We start from the raw sequence: 20738 nt of genomic DNA on the forward strand, positions 1-20738 counted from the left end.
GTCACTATGTTAACTTTTGTAAAGTTACTCCATTCTTTGCTGTGAAAAGTTTCCAGTTCATGATTTTATAGTTTCCATAATCAACGTTAATTGAATACGACGACTTATCTTAAAGGTGATATTACTACCGTAATTTTACTTAAACGGGTTATAAAATTCATAAATAATAACGGACAAGTTAAGTAGTAAAAATACATTAAATGTATCAATAAAGACTTGGTGATTTCAGAATATTTTCTTAAAATAATTCACGTAATACTCAGTATTTTGTCTTAAAAATACTCTAATTGATAGAATGCTGATTTATGATGAACTAGAACGTTTACATTTGATTTGTGAACAAAAAACCTGTTGAAATAATAATTTCAGCTAGTTTAGCGTTCACGAATCATTTAAAAACGCGCTTAGCAGTTCAACTTTGGGTGAGCTACTTTCCTCCTTAGTTTTAGGTAGCAGGGAGTAGGGATCAGGGAGCAAGAAATAAATTTATTTACATTTACCTCACCTTTACTAGGAAACCCTATAGCTCAGGTTTAATCAACGAAAGCAATTTCAAACTATTATGTTTATCATTGATCCAGAAGCAGCGACTCAAAAGATTGAGTCGCTGGATAAATCTACAATTATTTTTAATAATAAACTATTCACTAGAGGTTTTGATATTTTTCCAAATGCTTATAAAAAAGCTTTTCAGTTTTGTATTGGTAAGAAAAATGAGGAATATTCGCCTGTTTATTTGCTAGTAGAACATCCGCATTATATTACAATTTGGATTGAGCAAGAAGAGGTAAGTGTAACCGACGATGTTTTTACTTCACCAATAAATAGTGATCAACCTAAATCCACTGATTCATTATTACTAAAAGCACCTAGATATCAAGGCAAAAGTCCTAGACATCTTGATGGTGAAGAATCCAGAAATCATAACCAGTTTCCTACGCCAGTTTTATCCGATTTAGTCCCGAAAGATGTTTCAGTTTCCGAAGCTTCGATAGTAACTCAAAACGCCGCATACTGGTACAATCCGACAGAATCTGATTCCCCCCAAAATCCAAAAGTACCTACCGGTAATCTCAATCAGCAGCAAGAGATTCCGGAATCTGAATTTCAAGTGCATCCTCAGTGTCAGCAAATTACTGAGGAATCTCTTAAACGGCTGTCTAAAAAGAAATATCGAGGAATTTATTACCAGGAGCAAGATATCTTGATCCAGCTACCGGAATCGGAGTTATCTCTCAATTCTCAGGTATTGGATCAAAAAGAGTCTAAAAAAACCTATCGAGGGGTTCCTTACTAAGTTTGTTTGATTGTAGACAATCAGATGCTTGAGGGACTTTCGTCCTGGGTTGCGCGGGAGTAGGGAGTAGGGAGCTTGGGATCCACCGCAAACTCCTCCCAAGAGGCACCGGCTTTAGCCAAGAGGGCTAGCTGCTGTTGGTTATTTTCTACAAAAACATTGCAATATCTACAAAGATGAGTTATTCTTTAAGAATAGATTTAATTCCATTAAAGATACTTTGTAACTTAAATTAAAGCCGATAACCAAGGTTTTGGTAGTTACGTGTTTTTGTCCAGAGTGGAGTTTGATTTATGCGCTAAGCCGGGCTTCGTCTGGGTTTAGCTTTGGGAGATACCCCCTGGCTGCGAGAGCAGCTTGCATTAGTGGGCTAAAATCTTCAAAGTAGATTTTGGTAGCTAAAAAGTATCGGACAAGAGATCCTCAGTTCTTGATGCAGTCGCTCATGGGGGTAACCCCCATGAGCGACTGCCGTTGGTTTCCCCCACTCGCGCTTTGCATCAAGACAGGGGAGACAAGGAAAGTTGGGTTAATTGTCAAACTAGCTACATTTTATGATAGACAATTAACTTTATTTGTGTTATTGCGTTTTTATTTATTTAATCCACTCTAACTACTTTGTCTTGACCCACATAGCCCTGAAACCGTTAATTTACTCGGCAAGACTCTAGCTTGATGCCCAAAATTCCGGTATTAATGACATAAATTATCAGTAGATTGGGTAAAGGATGTAGCCAAATCTGCGACGCAATTGGCTACATTTTTCCGTTGACACTTCGAGAGCCAAATTGCCACAATCTCACCAACTATTTTCATATAATAGATTAAATAGGGGGTAAACTACCCAAATGTTAATTATTGATCAAGAAAAGAGTAATCAAGAAGAGATTCAGTGGGTGGATGAATCTACAATTATTTTCCAAAATAAACAATTCACTAGAGGTTTTGATCTTCCCCTAAATGCTTATGAAAAAGCCCTCAAGTTTTGTTGTTGCGAAATCTCTGAGGAATCTCGGCCTCTGTGTTTAATTTTAAAACATCCCCATTATCTGACAGTTTGGATTGAGCAACAAGGGGTGAGTTTAATCGATGAAGCTTCTGCTTCACCAATCAATAGCCCCCAACCGGAAAGGAGAGTTTCTGACACTCTTGATGGTGAAGCAACCACAAATCATAACCAACTCCCTGTATCAGGTAAACCTGATTCACTGTCAAAATCTGAAACATCTTCAGAAACTGCAATTATCACTTGCGCTACGCGCACGCTGCGCGAACAAGAAGCTGGTTACTGGTACAATCCACCGGAATCTGAGTCTGTGGCAACTCCAAAAGTAGCTACTGGTAATCTCAATCAGGAGCAAGAGATTCCAGACTCTCAGTTCCACCTGCATCCTAGGTGTCAGGAAATTACTGAGCAATCTATTAAACGGCTGTCTAAAAAAAAATATCGAGGGATTTCCTATGAAGTGGAAACTATCTTAATCCAGTTACCGGAATCCGAGTTAACGACCGATGATAAAGGGTTTGTTCGAAAAAAGTCTAAAAAGCGATATCGAGGAATTTCTTATTAAGTTCATAAGTAAGCATATGCGCTACGGGCACGCGTGCGCGTTCAGCGCTCAGCTGTCAGCTGTCAGCCGTTGGCCTATGGCTGTTCGCGTAGCGTGGGCGTAGCCCATATGCTGATAGCTGATAGCTGATAGCTGATCGCTTACCTAAAAACTATTCCATGCCTTCAATGGGTGCAAAGCCTTGTCGTTGGATATTTTCAGTAATAGTACGGGGTTCGAGGAATTGTACTAGATAATCGGGACCTCCTGCTTTTGACCCTACTCCAGACATCTTGAACCCACCAAACGGTTGCCGTGATACAATAGCACCGGTAATATTGCGGTTGATATATAGATTACCGACCTCAAGCTCGGCTGAGGCTTGTTCTATATGGGATGGAGTACGAGAATATAAGCCTCCGGTGAGGGCATAGTTGGTATTGTTGGCTATATCAAGGGCTTCTTGGAAATTCTTTGCGGCCATTACCGCTACTACTGGACCAAAGATTTCTTCTTGGGCAATGGTGGCGTTGGGAGAAATATCCTTAAAGATCACTGGACCAATAAAGTATCCGGTGTCAGGTGCTGGCATTTCTAATGCTACCTTAGCTTCCTGACGTCCTTTTTCAAGGTACTCTCGAATGCGATCGCGTGAAGTAGCATCTATGACTGGACCGACCTGGGTACTTGGTGCTTCTGCTGGCCCAATGTTAAGCGATCGCGTTGCTTCAACTAGCCGTTTTAGGAAGCTCTCATACACTGGCTCCAACACAATTACTCGGGAGCAAGCGGAACACTTCTGACCACTGTAGCCAAATGCTGATTTGACGACTCCAGCTACGGCTTGGTCGAGGTCAGCACTTTCATCTACGATAATTCCATTCTTACCTCCCATCTCAGCAATGACTCGCTTGAGATGTTTTTGACCTGGTTGCAGGATGGCGGCATCGGCGTAGATACGACAACCGACTTCTTGGGAACCGGTAAAGGCAATTAGATGGATATCGGGATGCTTGACCATATGGGCACCGACGGTTGAGCCTTTGCCTGGAACGAATTGAAATACTCCTTTGGGTATCCCGGCTTCTACTAAAATTTCAGCTATTTTCGCGGCAATCACTGAGGAATTTGCTGCGGGTTTGAGTAGCGTACAGTTTCCTGCCACTAGGGCTGCTACAGTCATGCCTGTAGTAATAGCCATGGGGAAGTTCCAGGGAGAAATTACTAGAGCAATACCTCGGGGTTGATAGACATAGCGATTGGTTTCTCCAGCAATGTCGTAGTTATATCCATCGCTGAGCCGTTCCATTTCTGATGCGTAGTAATAACAGAAGTCAATCGCTTCGGAGACTTCTCCATCCGCTTCTCGTAATGGTTTGCCAACTTCCAGACAGACCCATGCTGATAATTCAGCACGGCGTTGTTCCATCAAGTCTCCTGCTTTACGTAAAATAGCAGCACGTTCCCTTGCAGGTGTACGTCGCCAACTGGGAAATACTGCTTTAGCTTTTGCGATCGCTAATTCTGCTTGTTCTACAGAAATTAATCCAATTTTCCCGATCACTTCACTACCGTTAGAGGGATTAACCGAATCTACTGTGTCTGTTGTAGACTGATATTCCCCATTGATTAAGGGTAAATAGGTCTTACCCAGTTGTTGGCGAACGGTAAGTAAGGCTTGTGTGGCTTTTTCTCTGGCGTCTAGCTGAGCATAGTCTGTATTTGCAGCATTGATGAATGGGTTAGCAGGTTGAAGGTTTGAAGGTTTAAGGTTGGAAGGTTTAAGGTTTGAAGGTTGTTCGCCTTTGGCGTTCCCGTAGGCTAGGTTAGCAGGTTGTGAACTTTCAACTTTCAACTGGCCAACCTGCAACGGTTCGTTATTCAACTTTCCAACATTCAACGTGCCAACATTCAACTGTTCCTGTAACTGTTGTGGTGGTGCAATCAATTCCTCTACGGGTCTATCTTCTAAGCTTTGTCGTAGGAAGGAACTATTTGCGGTATTTTCCAATAGCCGCCGAATCAGGTAAGCCATTCCTGGCAGGAGCTCTCCATAGGGTGCATAAACCCTGACCCGATGACCGTGATTGACTAAGGCTTTGGCGATTTGGTCTCCCATGCCGTAGAGGACTTGCATCTCAAAGCAGCGACGGGGGATATTGAGATTTTCAGCAATTGCGATCGCATAAGCTTGGGAGCGCACGTTATGGGAACCGATAGCGCTATAGACATACTCGTAGTTTTCTAGCAGCAGCTTGGTGATACGCTCAAAATTGGCATCTGTGGCGGCTTTCTGGTTATATACTGGTTGGGGCCAATGGTTTTGCAGTGATGTTATCGTCTCTTGGTCCCAATAGGCTCCTTTGACCAAGCGTACCGTTACTGGATTACCCCGCTGTTTTGCCCAGGCAATCAAGTCTTGACAATCTTGTTCCGAGTCTCGCAGATAGGCTTGCATGGTAACACCGATATCGGTGCGTGAGCGAAACTCTTCTTCCATTAACAAGTCTTTGAGTATGGAGAAAGTAATGTCTTTGTACTCATACTGCTCCATATCAAAATGAACCGCCGCTCCCAATTCTTTGGCACGGCGGAGCAATTTGCGGATGCGATCGCACACCCGTTCTTGACTACCCTGAGGATCAAGAGAATCAAATTGAGAGTAGAATGCTGTTAGTTTAACCGATACTTGGACTAATGGCAAGGGTTTACCATCAGCAACGTCAATTTCCTTTACCTTAGACCACTGTTTAGCTGCCTCAGAGAGTTGTTCGATCAGTTGTAGATAGCGGTCTAGGTAAGACTGAGCCTCTACTTCTGTAATTACGGCTTCCCCTAATAAATCTAGGGTAAATGCCATCTTCTGGTTTCGCAGGCGTTTAATGGTTTTAAGAGCCTGGTTGAGATTTTCCCCAGCAATATACTTTTGGGCTAGGGTGGCTACAGCAGCAGATATGCTTTTCGCTGCCAGTTGTCCTGGTATGGAGTCAGGATTGGTGAAATTGAGCATTCCCTTCAGGGCAGCAGGCAGTTCTACTGACTCATCCCCTAGGTATTCTTGAAAGTGACGAGCAACTTCCGTTTGGCTACGCAGTGCCGGTAGGGTATCGATGAAGCGAAATAACTGCACCCGTAGTCCTGGATTACTCATTGCCCAGGCTAGTAACTTATCATCCCAACGCATTTGGTCTCGCATTTGGGCAAGCAAGGAACCTTTCTCCCGAGTTGCGGCTAGAAGTTCTCTGGCAATTTCCTGAGTTTTAGCTTCGTAAGTGCTTTTGGGGATTTCTATAACCACCGGTAGTAGACTCCTGTTCTAGACTATGGCAGTTTTTAACAAAACAACCATTATATTTTATTTTCTCTAGTTAAAGCAACATATGACCTTAGTCTTTAGAGGGATTTGGTAATAAGCATTCAGCTATCAGCATTCAGCTATCAGCTTTGGACGAAGCTAGTGATTGATGCTTTTGAATCAAATAAGCTGTTCGCTTAGCGTGGCCAACGGCCAACGGCTGAACGCGCACGCGTGCGCGTAGCGTGAGCTTTTAGCTGACGGCTGATGGCTGACGGCTGATGGCTGACGGCTGACGGCTGACGGCTGACGGCTGATGGCTGACCGCTGACCGCTGACCGCTGACCGCTATCTCACTTTTCGACAGTCACTATGGATAAAACGTGATAGCCATCACCTTGGGGCAGACATTGCCCATCTACATCTAGGGGACAAGCGGTTTCTTCAGGGGAAGGACGGGTGCCGTCACGATATACGGCTGTTATCTCAACTTGTTGATTGTGAAAGGATTGTAATTGCTGATCGGAAACGTTTTTAGAAGCACGCAGTAGTAACCGACGGGGATTTTGAGGGTTAGTAATTAGAAAAAACTTATCTCCCCGATAGGCTCTAACTGACCTAACGGGAGGAATAGCTTCATAAATTAATTTTCCCTGGATTTGTTGTGGTTTTGATTCCTTTAAGTTATCAGATGTCATTTCAGATGTAATTGGGGAGTTAGGGGAAACAGAAGAATTATTGCTATCTCCATCAGCAGTACAACTCGCCATACACAGGGTACTGACTAAGGTTCCAATCCAGAAAACTTGTCTTAACCGTTGAGTCAACATTAGTGGGAAAAAAGCTAGTGGTGATGTAAGCAGTCAGCGGTCAGCGGTCAGCGGTCAGCAGTCAGTGGTCAGCTTATTTGATTCAAAAGTAGCTCAAGCACCGTGGCACAGGCTTCCAGCCTGTGAGCTAACCCATAAGCTGATAGCACCTCAAGTAGCGTGTGCGTAGCACATAGGCTGATGGCTAATGGCTAATGGCTGATAGCACCTCAAGTAGCGTGCGCCTAGCACATAGGCTGATAGCTAATGGCTGATAGCTGATAGCTGATAGAAAAGCCGGGATTGATTATCGTGATATTTTTGGCATTATGGAAGTAACTCCTATTTAGGTGGGAGGAAAACCGCGCTGGTCGGTTTTTAACGAGTGCAACCAGCGCGGTTATTAGTATCGGTGTTTACTTTCTATAGTATAGATAAATCATCGGAAAATTGCAAGGAGTAATGGTTAATATTTACAATTATTTACACTTACTAATATTTGCCAGTTATAGACTCACTTATGTGTATTTTTTCGGTTTTTTTGTTGATTTTATTTAAGGTTATTTGTATTACTTCCAGCACTCTAATTTGAGATTCCTGACTTTATTCATTTTCCGATAATCTCTATCTTCTGAAACAATAATTAAATTATGTTGTATGGCTGTGCAAGCTATCCATAAATCGTTGATGCGTACTCCGGCATCCTTGATGTTAAATTTTCTACGCTTGGCTTTGTCTTGGGGAGCAAAATTGGCAAATATTTCAGCATGAAACTTGCCATAAATTTTAGAAGTTTCTTGGTCTATGGGATAAATTTTCAAGCGGCTGACAAAATCCTCTATCAATGCTAAGTTTTCCTGTATTCTTTGGGATTTATCAGCCATAGTTAGTAATTCACCGTAAATAATAGTGTTGATAGCTAATTCTGTATCTGGCATAAGTGACTCTAATTTTTGGATGACTCGGTAATCTTTTTGAATAAGCACAAAACTACAGTGGTTAGTGTCTAGTAAATACACATAATATTTCCTCTATTTATTCCCTAACTCGGTTGACATAGTCCAAAGACTCTTCAAAGTCATCTCCAGCCCAAGTTGGTGCAGTTTTTAGCCAATCTAAAAGGTTTGTAACTGGATACTTTTGATGAGATAGTTGATAATTGTCAAGCTGCCACAAAATTCCCCTTGCTGTATTTCTGATATCAATAAGATAGTTTTTGGCTGCTTCTGGAAGCTCATTTTGTTCAGATTCCAGGGCAGGAGCTTGCAAAATTGCGATTAATCTACGTTTAAGACGTTCTAGATAGTCCTTAGAGAAGTCAACAATATTCTTTTCCAGGACTGCTGATAATCTAGATAGTCCTGTGTAAAGACTACTGAATTTATTAACAGTATTGATTTTAAGTGCTCGTTCAAAAGCCTGCTGTGCTTGATCTAATTTACCCTGTTGTTGGAGCACTTCTCCTAAATGCTTCAATCCCATAGCAAGTAATGATTGGTTATCGAGGATTTCAGCAATTTCAAGTGCTCGTTCAAAAGCCTGGTGTGCTTGATCTAATTTCCCCTGTTGTTGGAGCACTTCTCCTAAACCGTTCCAGCCAATGGCAAGTAATGATTGATTATTGAGGGCTTCAGCAATTTCAAGTGCTCGTTCAAAAGCCTGGTGTGCTTGATCTAATTTCCCCTGTTGTTGGAGCAATCCTCCTAAACGATTCCACCCCATAGCAAGTAATGATTGATTATTGATGCTTTGAGCAATTTCAAGTGTTCGTTCAAAAGCCTGGTGTGCTTGATCTAATTTCCCCTGTTGTTGGAGCAATTCTCCTAAATGATTCCACCCCATAGCAAGTAATGATTGATTATCGATGGTTTCGGCGGTTGCGATTTGATCATTTAGTTCAAATTCATCTCCCAGATCTGTCATTAAAGGCTGAACTTCTTGTTCATAAAAAATGGCCGCCAAAATCTCTGCTAAAGTCATTGTTGCGATAATTGTAACGAAATCATGCAATCTTTCCTGTTGTTCAGAAAATTCTTCTTGATTAGATTGCTGCAGTTTCATAAGTTTTGACTCGATTATCGCTAAATCATCGATAATCAAGTGCTGGTTATCTAGAACTAATTTAGTTGATTCTTCTTCTGGTAAGATTAGCATTATTTAAACTACCTTGACTAAGATAATACAAATTTATTATAGCATTTTCCTGCTCCCGACTCCCGACTTCCGACTCCCTAAAAAAATCCACCTCATCCAATTGAAAAATACTATAATAAACAGAGACTGTGAGTAATCTCGTTCAACTATGGAACCATTAGCTGCTGCCGTTTTCGCTATTGCTACTGTGCTCGCCACTAAAGCCTTAGAAAAAATTGGGTAAAATATTGGGCAAGTTGTCTCGGACAATACTAGCCAGTTTGTGGAATTTCTGAGAAAACAGTCTCCAGATACAGTAACTGCGTTCGCTAGCCAACGCCCTTCGGGCTAATCGCAAAAGCTCCAGACAACCTCTTGATTATGCCGAAGTGGTATTGGCAGTGGAAGCAGCACCTAAGAAAAATTCGGAAGTTCTCCAAAGTATCGAGCATTTAATAACTACTGTTTAAAATTACAACATTGAGAATATGAATAACCAAACTCGATTCAATCAAGCTCCCCCACTACCTCCGTATTATGTGGAACGCCCGGAAGTAAGCGAACCACTAAAACAAATCCTTTTATCCCAAGAAACTGCTCAAGCTGGAACTGTAGTAGTTAGTGCTATCTATGGCTTAGGAGGAATTGGGAAATCCACTTTAGCTGCTGCTTTAGCCCATGACCAGGAGGTTCAATCCCATTTTACTGATGGAATTTTTTGGGCAACCTTAGGTCAGCAACCTGATATCTTATCCTTTCTAAGTAGCTGGTTACAGCAATTAGGAGATTATGACTTTAAAGCGATTAACATTGATAGCGCTTCTTTACAATTAAGAACCTTATTATCCGATAAAAAAGCGTTACTAGTAGTGGATGATGTTTGGCATCCTGACCATGTTGAACCCTTTCGAGTGGCTGGGGATGGCTGTCGGGTTTTAGTAACTACAAGAGAAGCCCAGCTTGAAGGTGCTATTCCCTATGATTTAGACGTGATGACTCCCAATCAATCCTTGGAGTTATTAACCGCTTGTTTCAACAACGAGTTAACTGATCAAGAACTGGACTATGCTGAAACATTAGCCAAAACTGTCGGCTACTTACCCCTAGCATTAGAATTAGCTGCTGCCCAAGTTAGGGATGGATTATCTTGGCAGGAGTTACTGGGTGAGTTAGAAGATTTAATTGTTGGTGTAGAAGCTTTAGATCGATTGAAAGCAGAGGAAGAGCCAAGTGACGCTAAGCGCAAAAACTACAGTCTAGTGGCTTCCTTTAATCTCAGTTTAAAGGGATTATTCGACGACGATAGATTGAAAAACTTTGCTTGGTTAGGGATACTGCCGGAGGATGTCACCATTACTGAATCCATGGCGACTACGTTATGGGACTGTAATTTAGTTGAAGCCAAAGATACGTTAAGATACTTACGACAAAAAGCGTTATTACTACCAGGGTTATCTACTACACCAGAAACTAACTATCGCCTCCATGATTTGTTACATGATTTAGCCCGTAGTCTGGTTCAAGCAGAGCTAGGATTATCTATTACTGAAGCCCATCAACAATTATTAGAACGTTATCAAACTAAGACCGAAAAGGGATTATGGCATACCTTACCCGATGATGGTTATATCTATAACCACTTAATCTGGCACCTAGAGAAAGCCAAAAAAATTAATGACATTCATCAACTCCTGACAGAAGAAACGCCAGCAGGAGATAACGGTTGGTATTGGCAGTGTGAGAGACAGGGAAAAACTGCTAATTTTATCAAGGATGTATCGAGAGCTTGGGCAATAGCAGCAGCTAATTTTACAGAAAATCCTACAGAATCGATTAGTTTACAGTGTCGGTATGCTCTGATTACCACATCCCTCAATAGCTTGGCTGGAAATATTGGTCCAAAGTTAATGGCAGCATTACTGGAGAATAATATCTGGACCCCAGCTCAGGCACTAGCTTATGTGCGACAGAATAAAGATTCTAGTAGTCAAGTAAGGGGTTTGGAGGGAATTAGTGAGTATCTTCCCCCTTCTTTATTATCGGAAGCTTTAGAGGTTGCTAGAGCCATTCGCAATAGATACCACCAAGCTAATGCCTTAATAGCTTTAGCCCCCCATTTTCCAGAAGTGTTACCAGAAACCTTAGATTGCGTCAGAAGGATTGGGGATGAATACTACCGAGCTTTAGCCTTTAGAGCCTTAGTCCCCCACTTACCTCATGTGTTGTTACCCCAAGCCTTAGATTCCGCCAAAGCCTTTGAGAATGGAAACCAGCGAGCAATAGCCTTAAGAGCCTTAGCCCCCCACTTACCTCATGTGTTGTTACCCCAAGCCTTAGATTCCGCCAAAGCCTTTGAGAATGGAAACCAGCGAGCAATAGCCTTAAGAGCCTTAGCCCCCCACTTCCCGGAAGTATTACCAGAAGCCCTAGATTTCGCCAGAGCCATTCGGGATGAATCAGACCGAGTCGATGCCTTAGGAGCCTTAGCTGTTCACTTTCCGGAAGTGTTACCCGAAGCCTTAGATTCCGCCAGAGCCATTCGGGATGAAGCAGACCGAGTCGATGCCTTAGGAGCCTTAGCTGTTCACTTTCCGGAAGTGTTACCAGAAGCCTTAGATGGTGCCAGAGCCCTTGGGAATGAACAAGACCACGCCGATAGCTTAGGGAATGCATACAAGCAAATCTATCTCATTGAATTAAAATTTAACCACAATATAGACTTACGGGAGCGACACAAGCGAAGAGCAAAAGTCTTAAATAACTTAGCCCCCGACTTACCGGAAGTATTCTTACCCCAAGCCTTAGAGGTTGCCAAGGGGGTTCGGGATGAATACTGGCGAGCCGATGCCTTAATCGCCTTAACTGCCCACTTCCCGGAAGTGTTACCAGAAGCCTTAAATGCTGCCAAAGCCATTCAGGATGAAGAATACCGAGAGGAGGCCTTAAAAGAGTTAGCCTCCCATTTACCGGAAGTGTTGTTACACCAAGCCTTAGATTACGCCAGAGGCCTTGGGGATGAACAAGACCGAGCTGAGGCTTTAATCCTCTTTGTCTTCGACTTACCGGAAGTGTTCTTAGACAAAGAAGTCTTACGTTACGTCACAGGGATTGGGCATGAATACTTGCAACGCTATGCCTTAATCGGCTTAGTCCCTCACTTCCCTGAATTGTTACCAGAAACCTTAGATTACTTCAGAGCCCTTGAGTCTGAATCCGAGCGAGCCGAGGCCTTAATCGCCTTAGCCCCCCACTTCCCCCAAGGGTTATTACCAGAAGCCTTAGATTACTTCAGAGCCCTTGAGTCTGAATCCAAGGGAGCCGGTGGCTTAATCGCCTTAGCCCTCCACTTCTCTGAATTGTTACCAGAAGCCTTAGATTGCGCCAAAGCCATTCGGGATCAAAACCAGCGAGCTGATGTCTTAATCGCCTTAGCCCCTTACTTACCGGAACTTTTACCCCAAGCCTTAGACCTTGCCAGAGGGATTCGGGATGAATACAAGCGAGCTAATGCCTTAATCACCATTACTCCCCACTTCCCGGAAGCTTTTGAATCCCTCCGAACCGAAGCTTTACAAGTTACCAGAGCTATTCGGAATCCATTCCGAGCTAATGCCTTTATCGCCTTAGCACCCCACTTACCGGAACTGTTACCAGAAGCCTTAGATTTGACCAGAGGCATGGGAAATCAATACAAGCAAGCCGATGACTTAATCACCTTAGCCCCTCACTTACCTCAAGTGTTATTACCTCAAGCTTTATATTTGGCGAAAGGGATTCGGGATAAAAAGCAGCGAGCTGATGCCTTAATCGGCTTAGCCCCCTACTTACCTGATGTGTTGTTACAGCAAGTCTTAGATTGCATCAGAGCCTTTGAGGATAAATCCCTCCGAGCCAATACCTTAATCGGCTTAGCCCCCCACTTACCCGATGTGTTGTTACAGCAAGTCTTAGATTGCATCAGAGCCTTTGAGGATAAATCCCTCCGAGCCAATACCTTAATCGGCTTAGCCCCCCACTTACCTGATGTGTTGTTACAGCAAGCCTTAGATGACGCTAGAGGGATTCGGGATGAATACTGCCGAGCTTTAGCCTTGGGAGCCTTAGTCCCTCACTTACCGGAACTGTTACCAAAAGCCTTAGATTCCGCCAGAGCCATTCGGAATCAATACCACCGAGCCTATGCCTTAATCGGTTTAGCTCCCCACTTACCGGAACTGTTACCAGAAGCCTTAGATAGCATCAGATCCATTCCCAATCCATCCTCCCGAGCCTATGCCTTAATCCGCTTAGCCCCCCATTTTCCAGAAGTGTTACCAGAAGTCTTAGAGTGTGTCAGAGCCGAGTATGACTACGAACGAGTTGATCTCTTAATTGACTTAGCCCCCCACTTACCGCCAGTGTTCTTAGGCCAAGCCTTAGATTGCGCCAAAGCCATTCAGAATCGATCCTGGCGAGCCAATGCCTTGGGGGGCTTAGAACCCTACTTACCGGAAGTGTTGTTACCAGAAGCCTTAAATGTAGTCAGATTAGATAATTTGCTGAAGAAATTAAATCCTTCGTTGGTTGATTTTTCTGATTGGCAACAACTTCTTAATTGTTTAGCTAGTCTAACCCGTCCCCAATTTCTTAAGCATCTTCCTCAATTAGCTCCTTTAATCATCGAGCTTGGGGGTGTTGAAGCCCTAAGAGAAACGGTGGCAGCGGTTGAAGATGTTAGCCGGTGGTGGAGGTAAATAACAGGGAACAGGGAACAGGGAACAGGGAACAGGGAACAGATAAGAGGCATCCTAGCAATCGGCAAGAGTTAATCAACGATAGAGGAATTATTATTACCTTTACCGGGTGTGGCGTGAACCGGTGTTAGGATTCAGTTGATGTCTGTTCCATGGGGAATAATCGCGCTGAAATAAAGTTCAGAAAATACAGAGCAACATTGCATCTCAGAACTCAGTACATAAACCCCTCTAGCTAAAAGAGAGTAAAGCCATTGCTGACATTGTTGTGCTTCTAACTTGTCATTGGGAGAAGATAACAATCCTAAAACCCCTGTATCGACAAAAACAATAATTATTAGCTATATAGCTTAGAGCCTTCTGGACGAAAAATATCAATAATTTGTTTAAATTTATCTAAATCCTCCTGTCTGATTTTAGCTTCTTCTTGAGTGATTTCCTCTTCGAGGCGTTTTCTTAGCCATGCCAGAGCAGGTTGATTGAGTTTAATTTGTTCTTCGACAGTTTTTCCTCTATGTTTTAAGTAGGGTGCAAAATGACTTTGAGTATTATTCGCCATAGATTTTAACACCTTGTTTACTTGATGGTTTACTTTATTTAGTATAGCGCTTATCAATGGGGTGAGGTACTTGGTTTTAGGCAACAGCGGATCTCGGAGTAGCGATGCCGCCTGTTTCCTCGCCCCTGCCGCTAAACCCGATAGCAGTTCTCAATTGGTTGAGCTACAAAACCCCATTGACAACTGCCTGCTGCCTGCTGCATTCTGCCTGCTGCATTCTGAATTCTACATTCTACATTCTTCATTCTCCATTCTCCCTTACTGTTACTTCCAGAGAATTTTAGGGAATTATCTAAGTATCACTTAGAGATTGCTTAATCTAGATTGCTTAATCAAACCAAGCAAATCTCTCTAAGTAGGTAGGCATAATTATTCACTCTGTGAGATGTAAAGCCCAGTCAATCTTTGCTGGATAAAGTTCTGATGGCTGGGTTTATTTTTTTACCTACTTATCTCTGGAAACAGTTGCGTAGGGTGCGTAAGGGGAGCGGCTGGGTGGTGCGTTACGGGACGGGTTCAGGCGCTCAGAGGCATAAAATCAGAGGCTTTCCGTGTCTTGATGCAGTCGCTCATGGGGGAAACCCCCAAGACCGCGCTGCATCGCTCCCTAACGCACCCTACTTTTCCCTGTTCCCTATTCACTGTTCCCTGTTCCCTGTTCCCTGTTCCCTTCAATAACTCTAATTTTACCAAGATAAGCTGCTATGAAAATAATGCACAATGGTCTCCAAGACCTACTTATGATTAATTTTTACTCTCAGGAAATTAAGCTCAATTTTTTGTCTATTGAAATTCCTATTCCTGATTCCATCAAAAATTTTACTAACTTGTTTCCCTATAGGATAGGCTTACACTTACGTCGGGAATATCGTCATCTTGCGATGGCGATCAGGTCTTTAACGAGTCCAGAGCGTAAAGACTATGATGGACTTTTTATCTTTGAAATTTATCTCCAAAATATCTATTTACTTCTGCCCTTACTGGCATGGCATCGCAAACCTGTTTGGATTTGTCTTCACTGGAATCAACAATTAGCCATGCACAGTAACTTAAAGTTTTTGGGATTACTGTATCTAAAGTTTTTCCTAAAGTATTTTAACCTTAAGGCAGTTTTATTTGAAATTGATGATGATGTTTTACCCAAACGGTTTAGATTACCAGCGTCTGCGAAAGTTAAAATACCGATGCCAATCCGGAGCGATGCTTACCCGAATTTAAAGCCAGGAGAAAGGCTGCCTACCGATAAGAAAATTAAAATCGGTGTGGTTGGCATGATTCGTAAGGATAAGCCAATCGCTAAGATAATAGACATCTTGAAAGACTATGCTAAATCATCTGATAAAAAATGTGAGCTAGTGCTTGGAGTACCATTTTGGCAGAAGCCTAAAGATTTAGATAACTTGGGGGTAACGATGTATGATACAACCACTGAAAAACAATATCTTGATCTGTTAAATGAGGTAGATATTTTAGTCGCCCATTACGAAAAACATCGCTATTATTACCGTACCAGTGGTGTATTGAGTGATGCCGCTTGCTGTGGTTGCTATGTGATTACTTCTGATTATCCAGTACTCAGGCATCAAGTTAATTGGCCAGTCTCTGTGGGTTCAACCTTTAAAACCTTTGATGAAATCCCATCATTAATTGATGAAGCTATCTCTTATATTCGCGAAAATGGTCAGGATAACCAGTGGCTGTGGCGAGAAAAAAGAACAGCGGAGGAAATAGCAACTGTTTTTAGCAAAGGGAATCGGGAATCGGGAATCGGGAGTCGGGAGTCGGGAGTCGGGAGTCGGAAGCTTGTAGGCTAGGCAACAACAATTTGGTTATTGTGAGAGTAGGGTGGGCAAAAAGCGATGCAGCGCGGTCTTGGGGGTTTCCCCGGAGACCAAACCTTAGACAGTTGAGCCTTTATGGTTGGTAGGCTATGCAGAAAAGGTGTAAAACTTATTGATTAGCGATGCAGCGCGGTCTTGGGGGTTTCCCCCATGAGCGACTGCATCAAGACAAGGCTCAACTGTCTTACGGTAAATTCAAACCATGAGCGACTGCATCAAGACACAGTTTGGTTATTGTGACTATTCGAGATTAGATTAATTTGCCCACCCTACTTTATTTACTTCAAGAGTTGCGCACTCGTGCCAATATCGCTTCTATCTGTTCTAGGGGCACAGCACCAGAGAAGGATTCACCATTCATAACAAAAAAGGGTGTGCCACTTAGTCCCAATAGTTCTGCTAGCTGCATGTCTTCTGCAATGGCACGATCAGCTGCGTTCCGGTCTCGGTTAAACTGCTCTAGGTCTAAATCTAGGTCTTGGGCAATGGCAAGATATAACTGTTCTCCTAATTGCTTTTGATTAGCGAAGAGGGCATCATGGTACTGCCAGAATTTGCCTTGTTGAGTGGCGGCCCAAGCGGCTTGAGCGGCTGGCAGGGCTTGGGGATGAATTCGGGTGAGGGGGAAGTGTTTGTAAACTAAGGTGACTTCATCACCATGGTTTGCTATAAACTGCTTGACGGTGTCGTGAGCTCTGGCACAGAAGGGACACTGAAAGTCTGAGAATTCTACTAGCACAATTTTATCTTCAGTGGAGCCAGTGGTGGGGGAGGAACCAATGAAGGCTTGGGGATTGGTTTTGAAGCCCTGCAAGATTGCTTGCTGTTGCTGCTGGCTTTCCCGTTCCAGTTGCTGCTGGTATCTCTGGACCGATTCTATGATTACTTCTGGGTGCTTGCGGATGACTTCGAGTATTTGTTGTTCTAGCTGAGGAGTAATTTTGGCGGCTGCTGTGGCTGGCAGTGACCAGGCTGAGAGGGACAGGAGTAGTACTAATCCTGTCACTGATAGGGCTTTCTGGAGAATGGTAAGGAGTTTAGTGACCATGATTTTATTAAATTGAACCAAGGCATAGGGTATCTTACATCAGGCCACATCGGCAACGCATCGGTAAGCTTCAGCCGTCAGCCCTCAGTGGTCAGCCCTCAGTGGTCAGCCCTCAGTGCTTGGCCTTTGGCTGATAGCTGATAGCTGATAGCTGAACGCGCACGCGTGCGCGTAGCGCTTAAGCTGATAGCTGATAGCTTACCGCTCAAGTCATACTTTATTGCGATTGCAACGGTGCATCCAATACTTTAGTAATGCGATCGCGTGCCCCTTCTAAGTGGGCTAAGCTAGCAGTATCAAGGTTTTTCCCTTGTTTGTTCAAGGTCTTTGCGATCGCATCCCGCAATTGACGGAGTTTATACCGGGCTAACACCCGAGCATCCTCGGGAGTATTAAAGGTTTGGATAGCAATAATAAATTCAGGGAAGGTGCGGGCACTTTCTAGACTATTGGAATTGCGCAGTGCCATGTTCACTAAAAGACTCATATACTGCCGTTGCAATCCCCGACGCAAGCTAGAGATTGGCTCAATTTTAGCTTTAGTATCTAGTTTCCAGATGCTATCTTGAACAGTGTCAAACAGTTCTGCAATGGTCAAGGCTTCCCCGGAACTAGTTTTCAGTTGAGCATCCCGCAAACGAGCCAACCGTTCTGATGAAAATAAATCCCCCAGCACCATAGTTTTAATTAACATCACTCGGTCATGAATGGGATAATCTAGGGGGAAAATAGTGGGAAAAGTCCCCCAGTGAGTCCAGCGAGATGGGGCTAACTGGTTGAGGAGTTGGGGTGAGAAGTTAAAGGTATCTTCTGCAAACATATACTCCCCGAGCATGGCTAGAGCCTGACGCTGTTTTTCCACAGGGATCGGTTCAAAGGGGAGTGTGCCAGTCTTGCCACCAGTGTAGTTTCGATTAAAGGTTTGTCCCCCAATATAACCAGTAAGGGACATAGCGTTTTCAAAGAAATAGGAGAAGACCGTATCAAAGCGATCGCGTAAATCCCCAGCACTTTCTTCAGGCAGCAGGTAACTGTTGTTAAAGCGTTTCCAAATTCCCTTAGCATTCTCCATTTGCCACTGAGAGTAGCGCAATGGATCACTACTAAGGTCCCAAACCTTAGCTTCTGGGTCAATAAAATCGAAAGTATCCTCATCTGTTGCATAGGATAGTCCCATTTCAGAGGCTTCAGCCGCAATTTTGCGCAGTGTGGGTAATTCTTGTTGAGGAGTCAGAGCATCAATCGGAGTGTAGCCATACTTAATCACCCACTTATCATAGGGACCAACCACTGTAGAGAAATAATCTCCCTGTTCCATTCCCTCTGGCGCTAGATTAACTGGGACATAATCCATCACTGACCCGACTAGCCCTTGGTTGCGGGTAATCTCAGTATTATTCAATTCCTCTGGACTCAACATGGTGCTGCCCCGGAAATTGTGGCGCAATCCCAGAGTATGACCAACTTCATGAGCCGTCAGGTAGCGCAAATACTGATTGATGAAGGTTTTCATTTCCTCACCACTGGGCAACTGGTGGTTTACCATCGATAGAGACAATGCTCCAAACTTAGCTTGCTGAGCTGATACCATCCCAAAACAGAACTCATGGTCTCGGACTTGGGTGAGTCCGGTTAGGAATTGCCCAGCTGGTAGGCTCAACTGAGCCGCTTTGCCAGGATTGGTCTTGAGGATTTCCTGCCATTTGAGGTGAGGAACTTTCATGCCATTACTACACAGGGAACCATTAAACGGGAATTGGGATAACCCAGATAATGCCTGGGATTGAGGCTGGGAGGCAATAGCCTGGTATTCCGCTTTGATCCAGCGCACCGCATTAGCATCAATAATCACGTCTGCATCCAAGATTTCCCCAGTCAAGGGGTTCACTCGGGATGGACCCATAGCGATAATGCCTGGGAATGAGGGAAAAGAATTGGACCAGCGAATGGTGTTGTAGCGAATATCAGCCGGGTCCCAGGTTGCATCATCTGGCATTTGCCGCGCTTCTATGGCATTATCAAACCCTGCCTCCCGAAACGCTTCATTCCACATCAAAATCCCCTCCCGAATTGCACCTCGGTACTCTAGAGGTACAGTATTTTCAATCCAAAACACAATCGGTTCTTTTGGGGGGGATACAGTAGCAGTAGGGTCTTGTTTTTCTAAATTCCAGCGCCTGATATAACGGATAAAGGGTTGTTTGCGGTTTTGATTGGATAAATTTTGATAAGCACTGATGAAATAGCCTACTCGTTCATCCGCGAGTCGATGACGGTAACCATTGTTAGTCGGTAGTTGAGAAAAGCTATAGCGGACACTAAGATTAAATGCTCGTTGATCTGGGAGACTCCTTAAGGGAAAGAATAAATCTCCCCCACCAGAAAAGCCATAAACTGACTCAATCTCTACATTAAACGGAAATGCTTGAGCATCACTGACATAGGATTTTTGAGGGTCTACTCCATAACTCCCTCCTAATATCTGAGGAAAAGCCGATGCTAGTCCAGAGAAAGACCCATCGCTGACGAGGAGTGGTTTTAAATCTACTAAGAGAGTCTTTCGTTCTGGATGAATACTGGTAATGGGCAGGGAATATAGCACCGAATCACTGAAGGAACGCTTAACAGAACGCTCTTGGGGGTCACCGGGTCGAGTACGGAAGTAGATATTTGGTATGACTAAATCTATGGTCTTCTGTCGGCGGCGGAATTGGAACAAAAAATCATTAACTGGCCAACCGGTTTGGAGCCCCAACTCCCCAATTCCCGAAGCAAGGGTGACAACACATAGGAAATTTTGGTTTAGTTGTTCGGGCTCAATTTCTAAATAAATTTTGTCTTTTTCTTTATTGCGGTATAGGGTGAGTAATCCTGCTAATTCTTCGGCATCTTCTACGACCTTATCAAATGGCTTTAACTTGGAATCACTACTATCTGAATCGGATAATTCCCCTGACGGTTCCTCTGACGGTTCCTCAGCAATAATTTCTGTAGTTTGAACTTGGTTATGGGCTAAGGTTAGCTGGGGCGAGTAAACAATCTGTTGATCCAAATGTTTATCCAAATGTTGATCCAAACTATTGCGGGTTGGAGTAGATAGAGCTATGGTTTGGAGGTACAACGGGGATAGTACCAATACGAATGCACACACACATAATATCAAGAACTTTAGTCTTTTCATCGATTAATCACTAATTTTGTGTTCCCAAAATAAATAGGAATTATGAATTATCATAGTTATAAATTATGAATGATTAAAACAATCAACTTCATTTCATAATTACCAAATTCCTAAATTTGACAATTTATTATAGCGTTTCTGATACTTATCATCTACCGTCAAGTTTATTGCCATTACTCCCTACTCTCTACTCCCTAATCCCCAATACGAAAGTAACCCAACCAATTGGTAGCTGCTAGAGTTACAATTGATTAGTTGTTGATTAGTTTAATCTTTCTAGCTTCTGATTCCT

Annotated in this window: 13 protein-coding genes; 5 read left to right on the top strand and 8 right to left on the bottom strand. The window is 43.3% G+C overall.

Translation table 11 applies throughout. The features are described 5' to 3' along the window. Positions 1 to 562: 562 nt before the first annotated feature. Both F6K52_RS06285 and F6K52_RS06290 read left to right on the top strand, forming a co-directional pair. Positions 563 to 1297: a hypothetical protein gene (locus F6K52_RS06285; RefSeq protein WP_293075454.1), complete on the top strand. Its 735-nt coding sequence runs from the start codon at positions 563 to 565 to the stop codon at positions 1295 to 1297. 848 nt (positions 1298 to 2145) lie between these two features. Then, positions 2146 to 2868: a hypothetical protein gene (locus F6K52_RS06290; protein ID WP_293075456.1), complete on the top strand. Its 723-nt coding sequence runs from the start codon at positions 2146 to 2148 to the stop codon at positions 2866 to 2868. A gap of 151 nt (positions 2869 to 3019) precedes the next feature. On the opposite strand, the gene pruA is transcribed toward F6K52_RS06290, so the two are convergent. From pruA to F6K52_RS06310, 4 genes are all read right to left on the bottom strand, one after another. Beyond that, the gene (pruA, locus tag F6K52_RS06295) at positions 3020 to 6145 is read right to left on the bottom strand and encodes an L-glutamate gamma-semialdehyde dehydrogenase (protein ID WP_293075458.1); all 3126 of its coding nucleotides are present in this window, start codon (positions 6143 to 6145) and stop codon (positions 3020 to 3022) included. Between the two features lie 350 nt (positions 6146 to 6495). Further along, positions 6496 to 6972 carry a hypothetical protein gene (locus F6K52_RS06300; RefSeq protein ID WP_293075460.1) on the bottom strand — a complete coding sequence of 159 codons (477 nt, stop codon included), beginning with the start codon at positions 6970 to 6972 and terminating at the stop codon, positions 6496 to 6498. Positions 6973 to 7520: 548 nt separating this feature from the next. Continuing rightward, positions 7521 to 7970: a type II toxin-antitoxin system VapC family toxin gene (locus F6K52_RS06305; protein WP_293075462.1), complete on the bottom strand. Its 450-nt coding sequence runs from the start codon at positions 7968 to 7970 to the stop codon at positions 7521 to 7523. Between the two features lie 16 nt (positions 7971 to 7986). Then, positions 7987 to 9105, bottom strand: a complete 1119-nt coding sequence (locus tag F6K52_RS06310) for a tetratricopeptide repeat protein (RefSeq protein ID WP_293075464.1) — start codon at positions 9103 to 9105, stop codon at positions 7987 to 7989. Between the two features lie 467 nt (positions 9106 to 9572). Between F6K52_RS06310 and F6K52_RS06315 the strand changes: the two genes are divergently transcribed. Further along, positions 9573 to 13817, top strand: coding sequence for an NB-ARC domain-containing protein (locus tag F6K52_RS06315; RefSeq protein ID WP_293075466.1), 4245 nt, complete (start codon positions 9573 to 9575; stop codon positions 13815 to 13817). Positions 13818 to 13951: 134 nt separating this feature from the next. Here the strand turns inward: F6K52_RS06315 and F6K52_RS06320 are convergent, their stop codons facing one another. Both F6K52_RS06320 and F6K52_RS06325 read right to left on the bottom strand, forming a co-directional pair. Next, on the bottom strand, positions 13952 to 14119 hold the full coding sequence (locus tag F6K52_RS06320) for a hypothetical protein (RefSeq protein WP_293075469.1): 168 nt from the start codon (positions 14117 to 14119) through the stop codon (positions 13952 to 13954). 35 nt (positions 14120 to 14154) lie between these two features. Next, on the bottom strand, positions 14155 to 14376 hold the full coding sequence (locus F6K52_RS06325) for a hypothetical protein (RefSeq protein WP_293075471.1): 222 nt from the start codon (positions 14374 to 14376) through the stop codon (positions 14155 to 14157). A 423-nt stretch (positions 14377 to 14799) separates the two neighbouring features. Here F6K52_RS06325 and F6K52_RS06330 point away from each other — a divergent pair, with 423 nt between their 5' ends. Both F6K52_RS06330 and F6K52_RS06335 read left to right on the top strand, forming a co-directional pair. Beyond that, positions 14800 to 15054 carry a hypothetical protein gene (locus F6K52_RS06330; RefSeq protein ID WP_293075473.1) on the top strand — a complete coding sequence of 85 codons (255 nt, stop codon included), beginning with the start codon at positions 14800 to 14802 and terminating at the stop codon, positions 15052 to 15054. A 62-nt stretch (positions 15055 to 15116) separates the two neighbouring features. Beyond that, on the top strand, positions 15117 to 16190 hold the full coding sequence (locus F6K52_RS06335; protein WP_293075475.1) for a glycosyltransferase family 1 protein: 1074 nt from the start codon (positions 15117 to 15119) through the stop codon (positions 16188 to 16190). A 310-nt stretch (positions 16191 to 16500) separates the two neighbouring features. Here the strand turns inward: F6K52_RS06335 and F6K52_RS06340 are convergent, their stop codons facing one another. Continuing rightward, positions 16501 to 17265 carry a thioredoxin domain-containing protein gene (locus F6K52_RS06340; RefSeq protein ID WP_293075477.1) on the bottom strand — a complete coding sequence of 255 codons (765 nt, stop codon included), beginning with the start codon at positions 17263 to 17265 and terminating at the stop codon, positions 16501 to 16503. Positions 17266 to 17482: 217 nt separating this feature from the next. After that, positions 17483 to 20446 (bottom strand): zinc-dependent metalloprotease, encoded by a 2964-nt coding sequence (locus tag F6K52_RS06345; protein ID WP_293075479.1) that lies wholly within the window; start codon positions 20444 to 20446, stop codon positions 17483 to 17485. Positions 20447 to 20738: the final 292 nt, after the last annotated feature.

It is taken from the genome of Moorena sp. SIO3H5 (genome assembly GCF_010692395.1).
Classification (GTDB): Bacteria; Cyanobacteriota; Cyanobacteriia; order Cyanobacteriales; family Coleofasciculaceae; genus Moorena.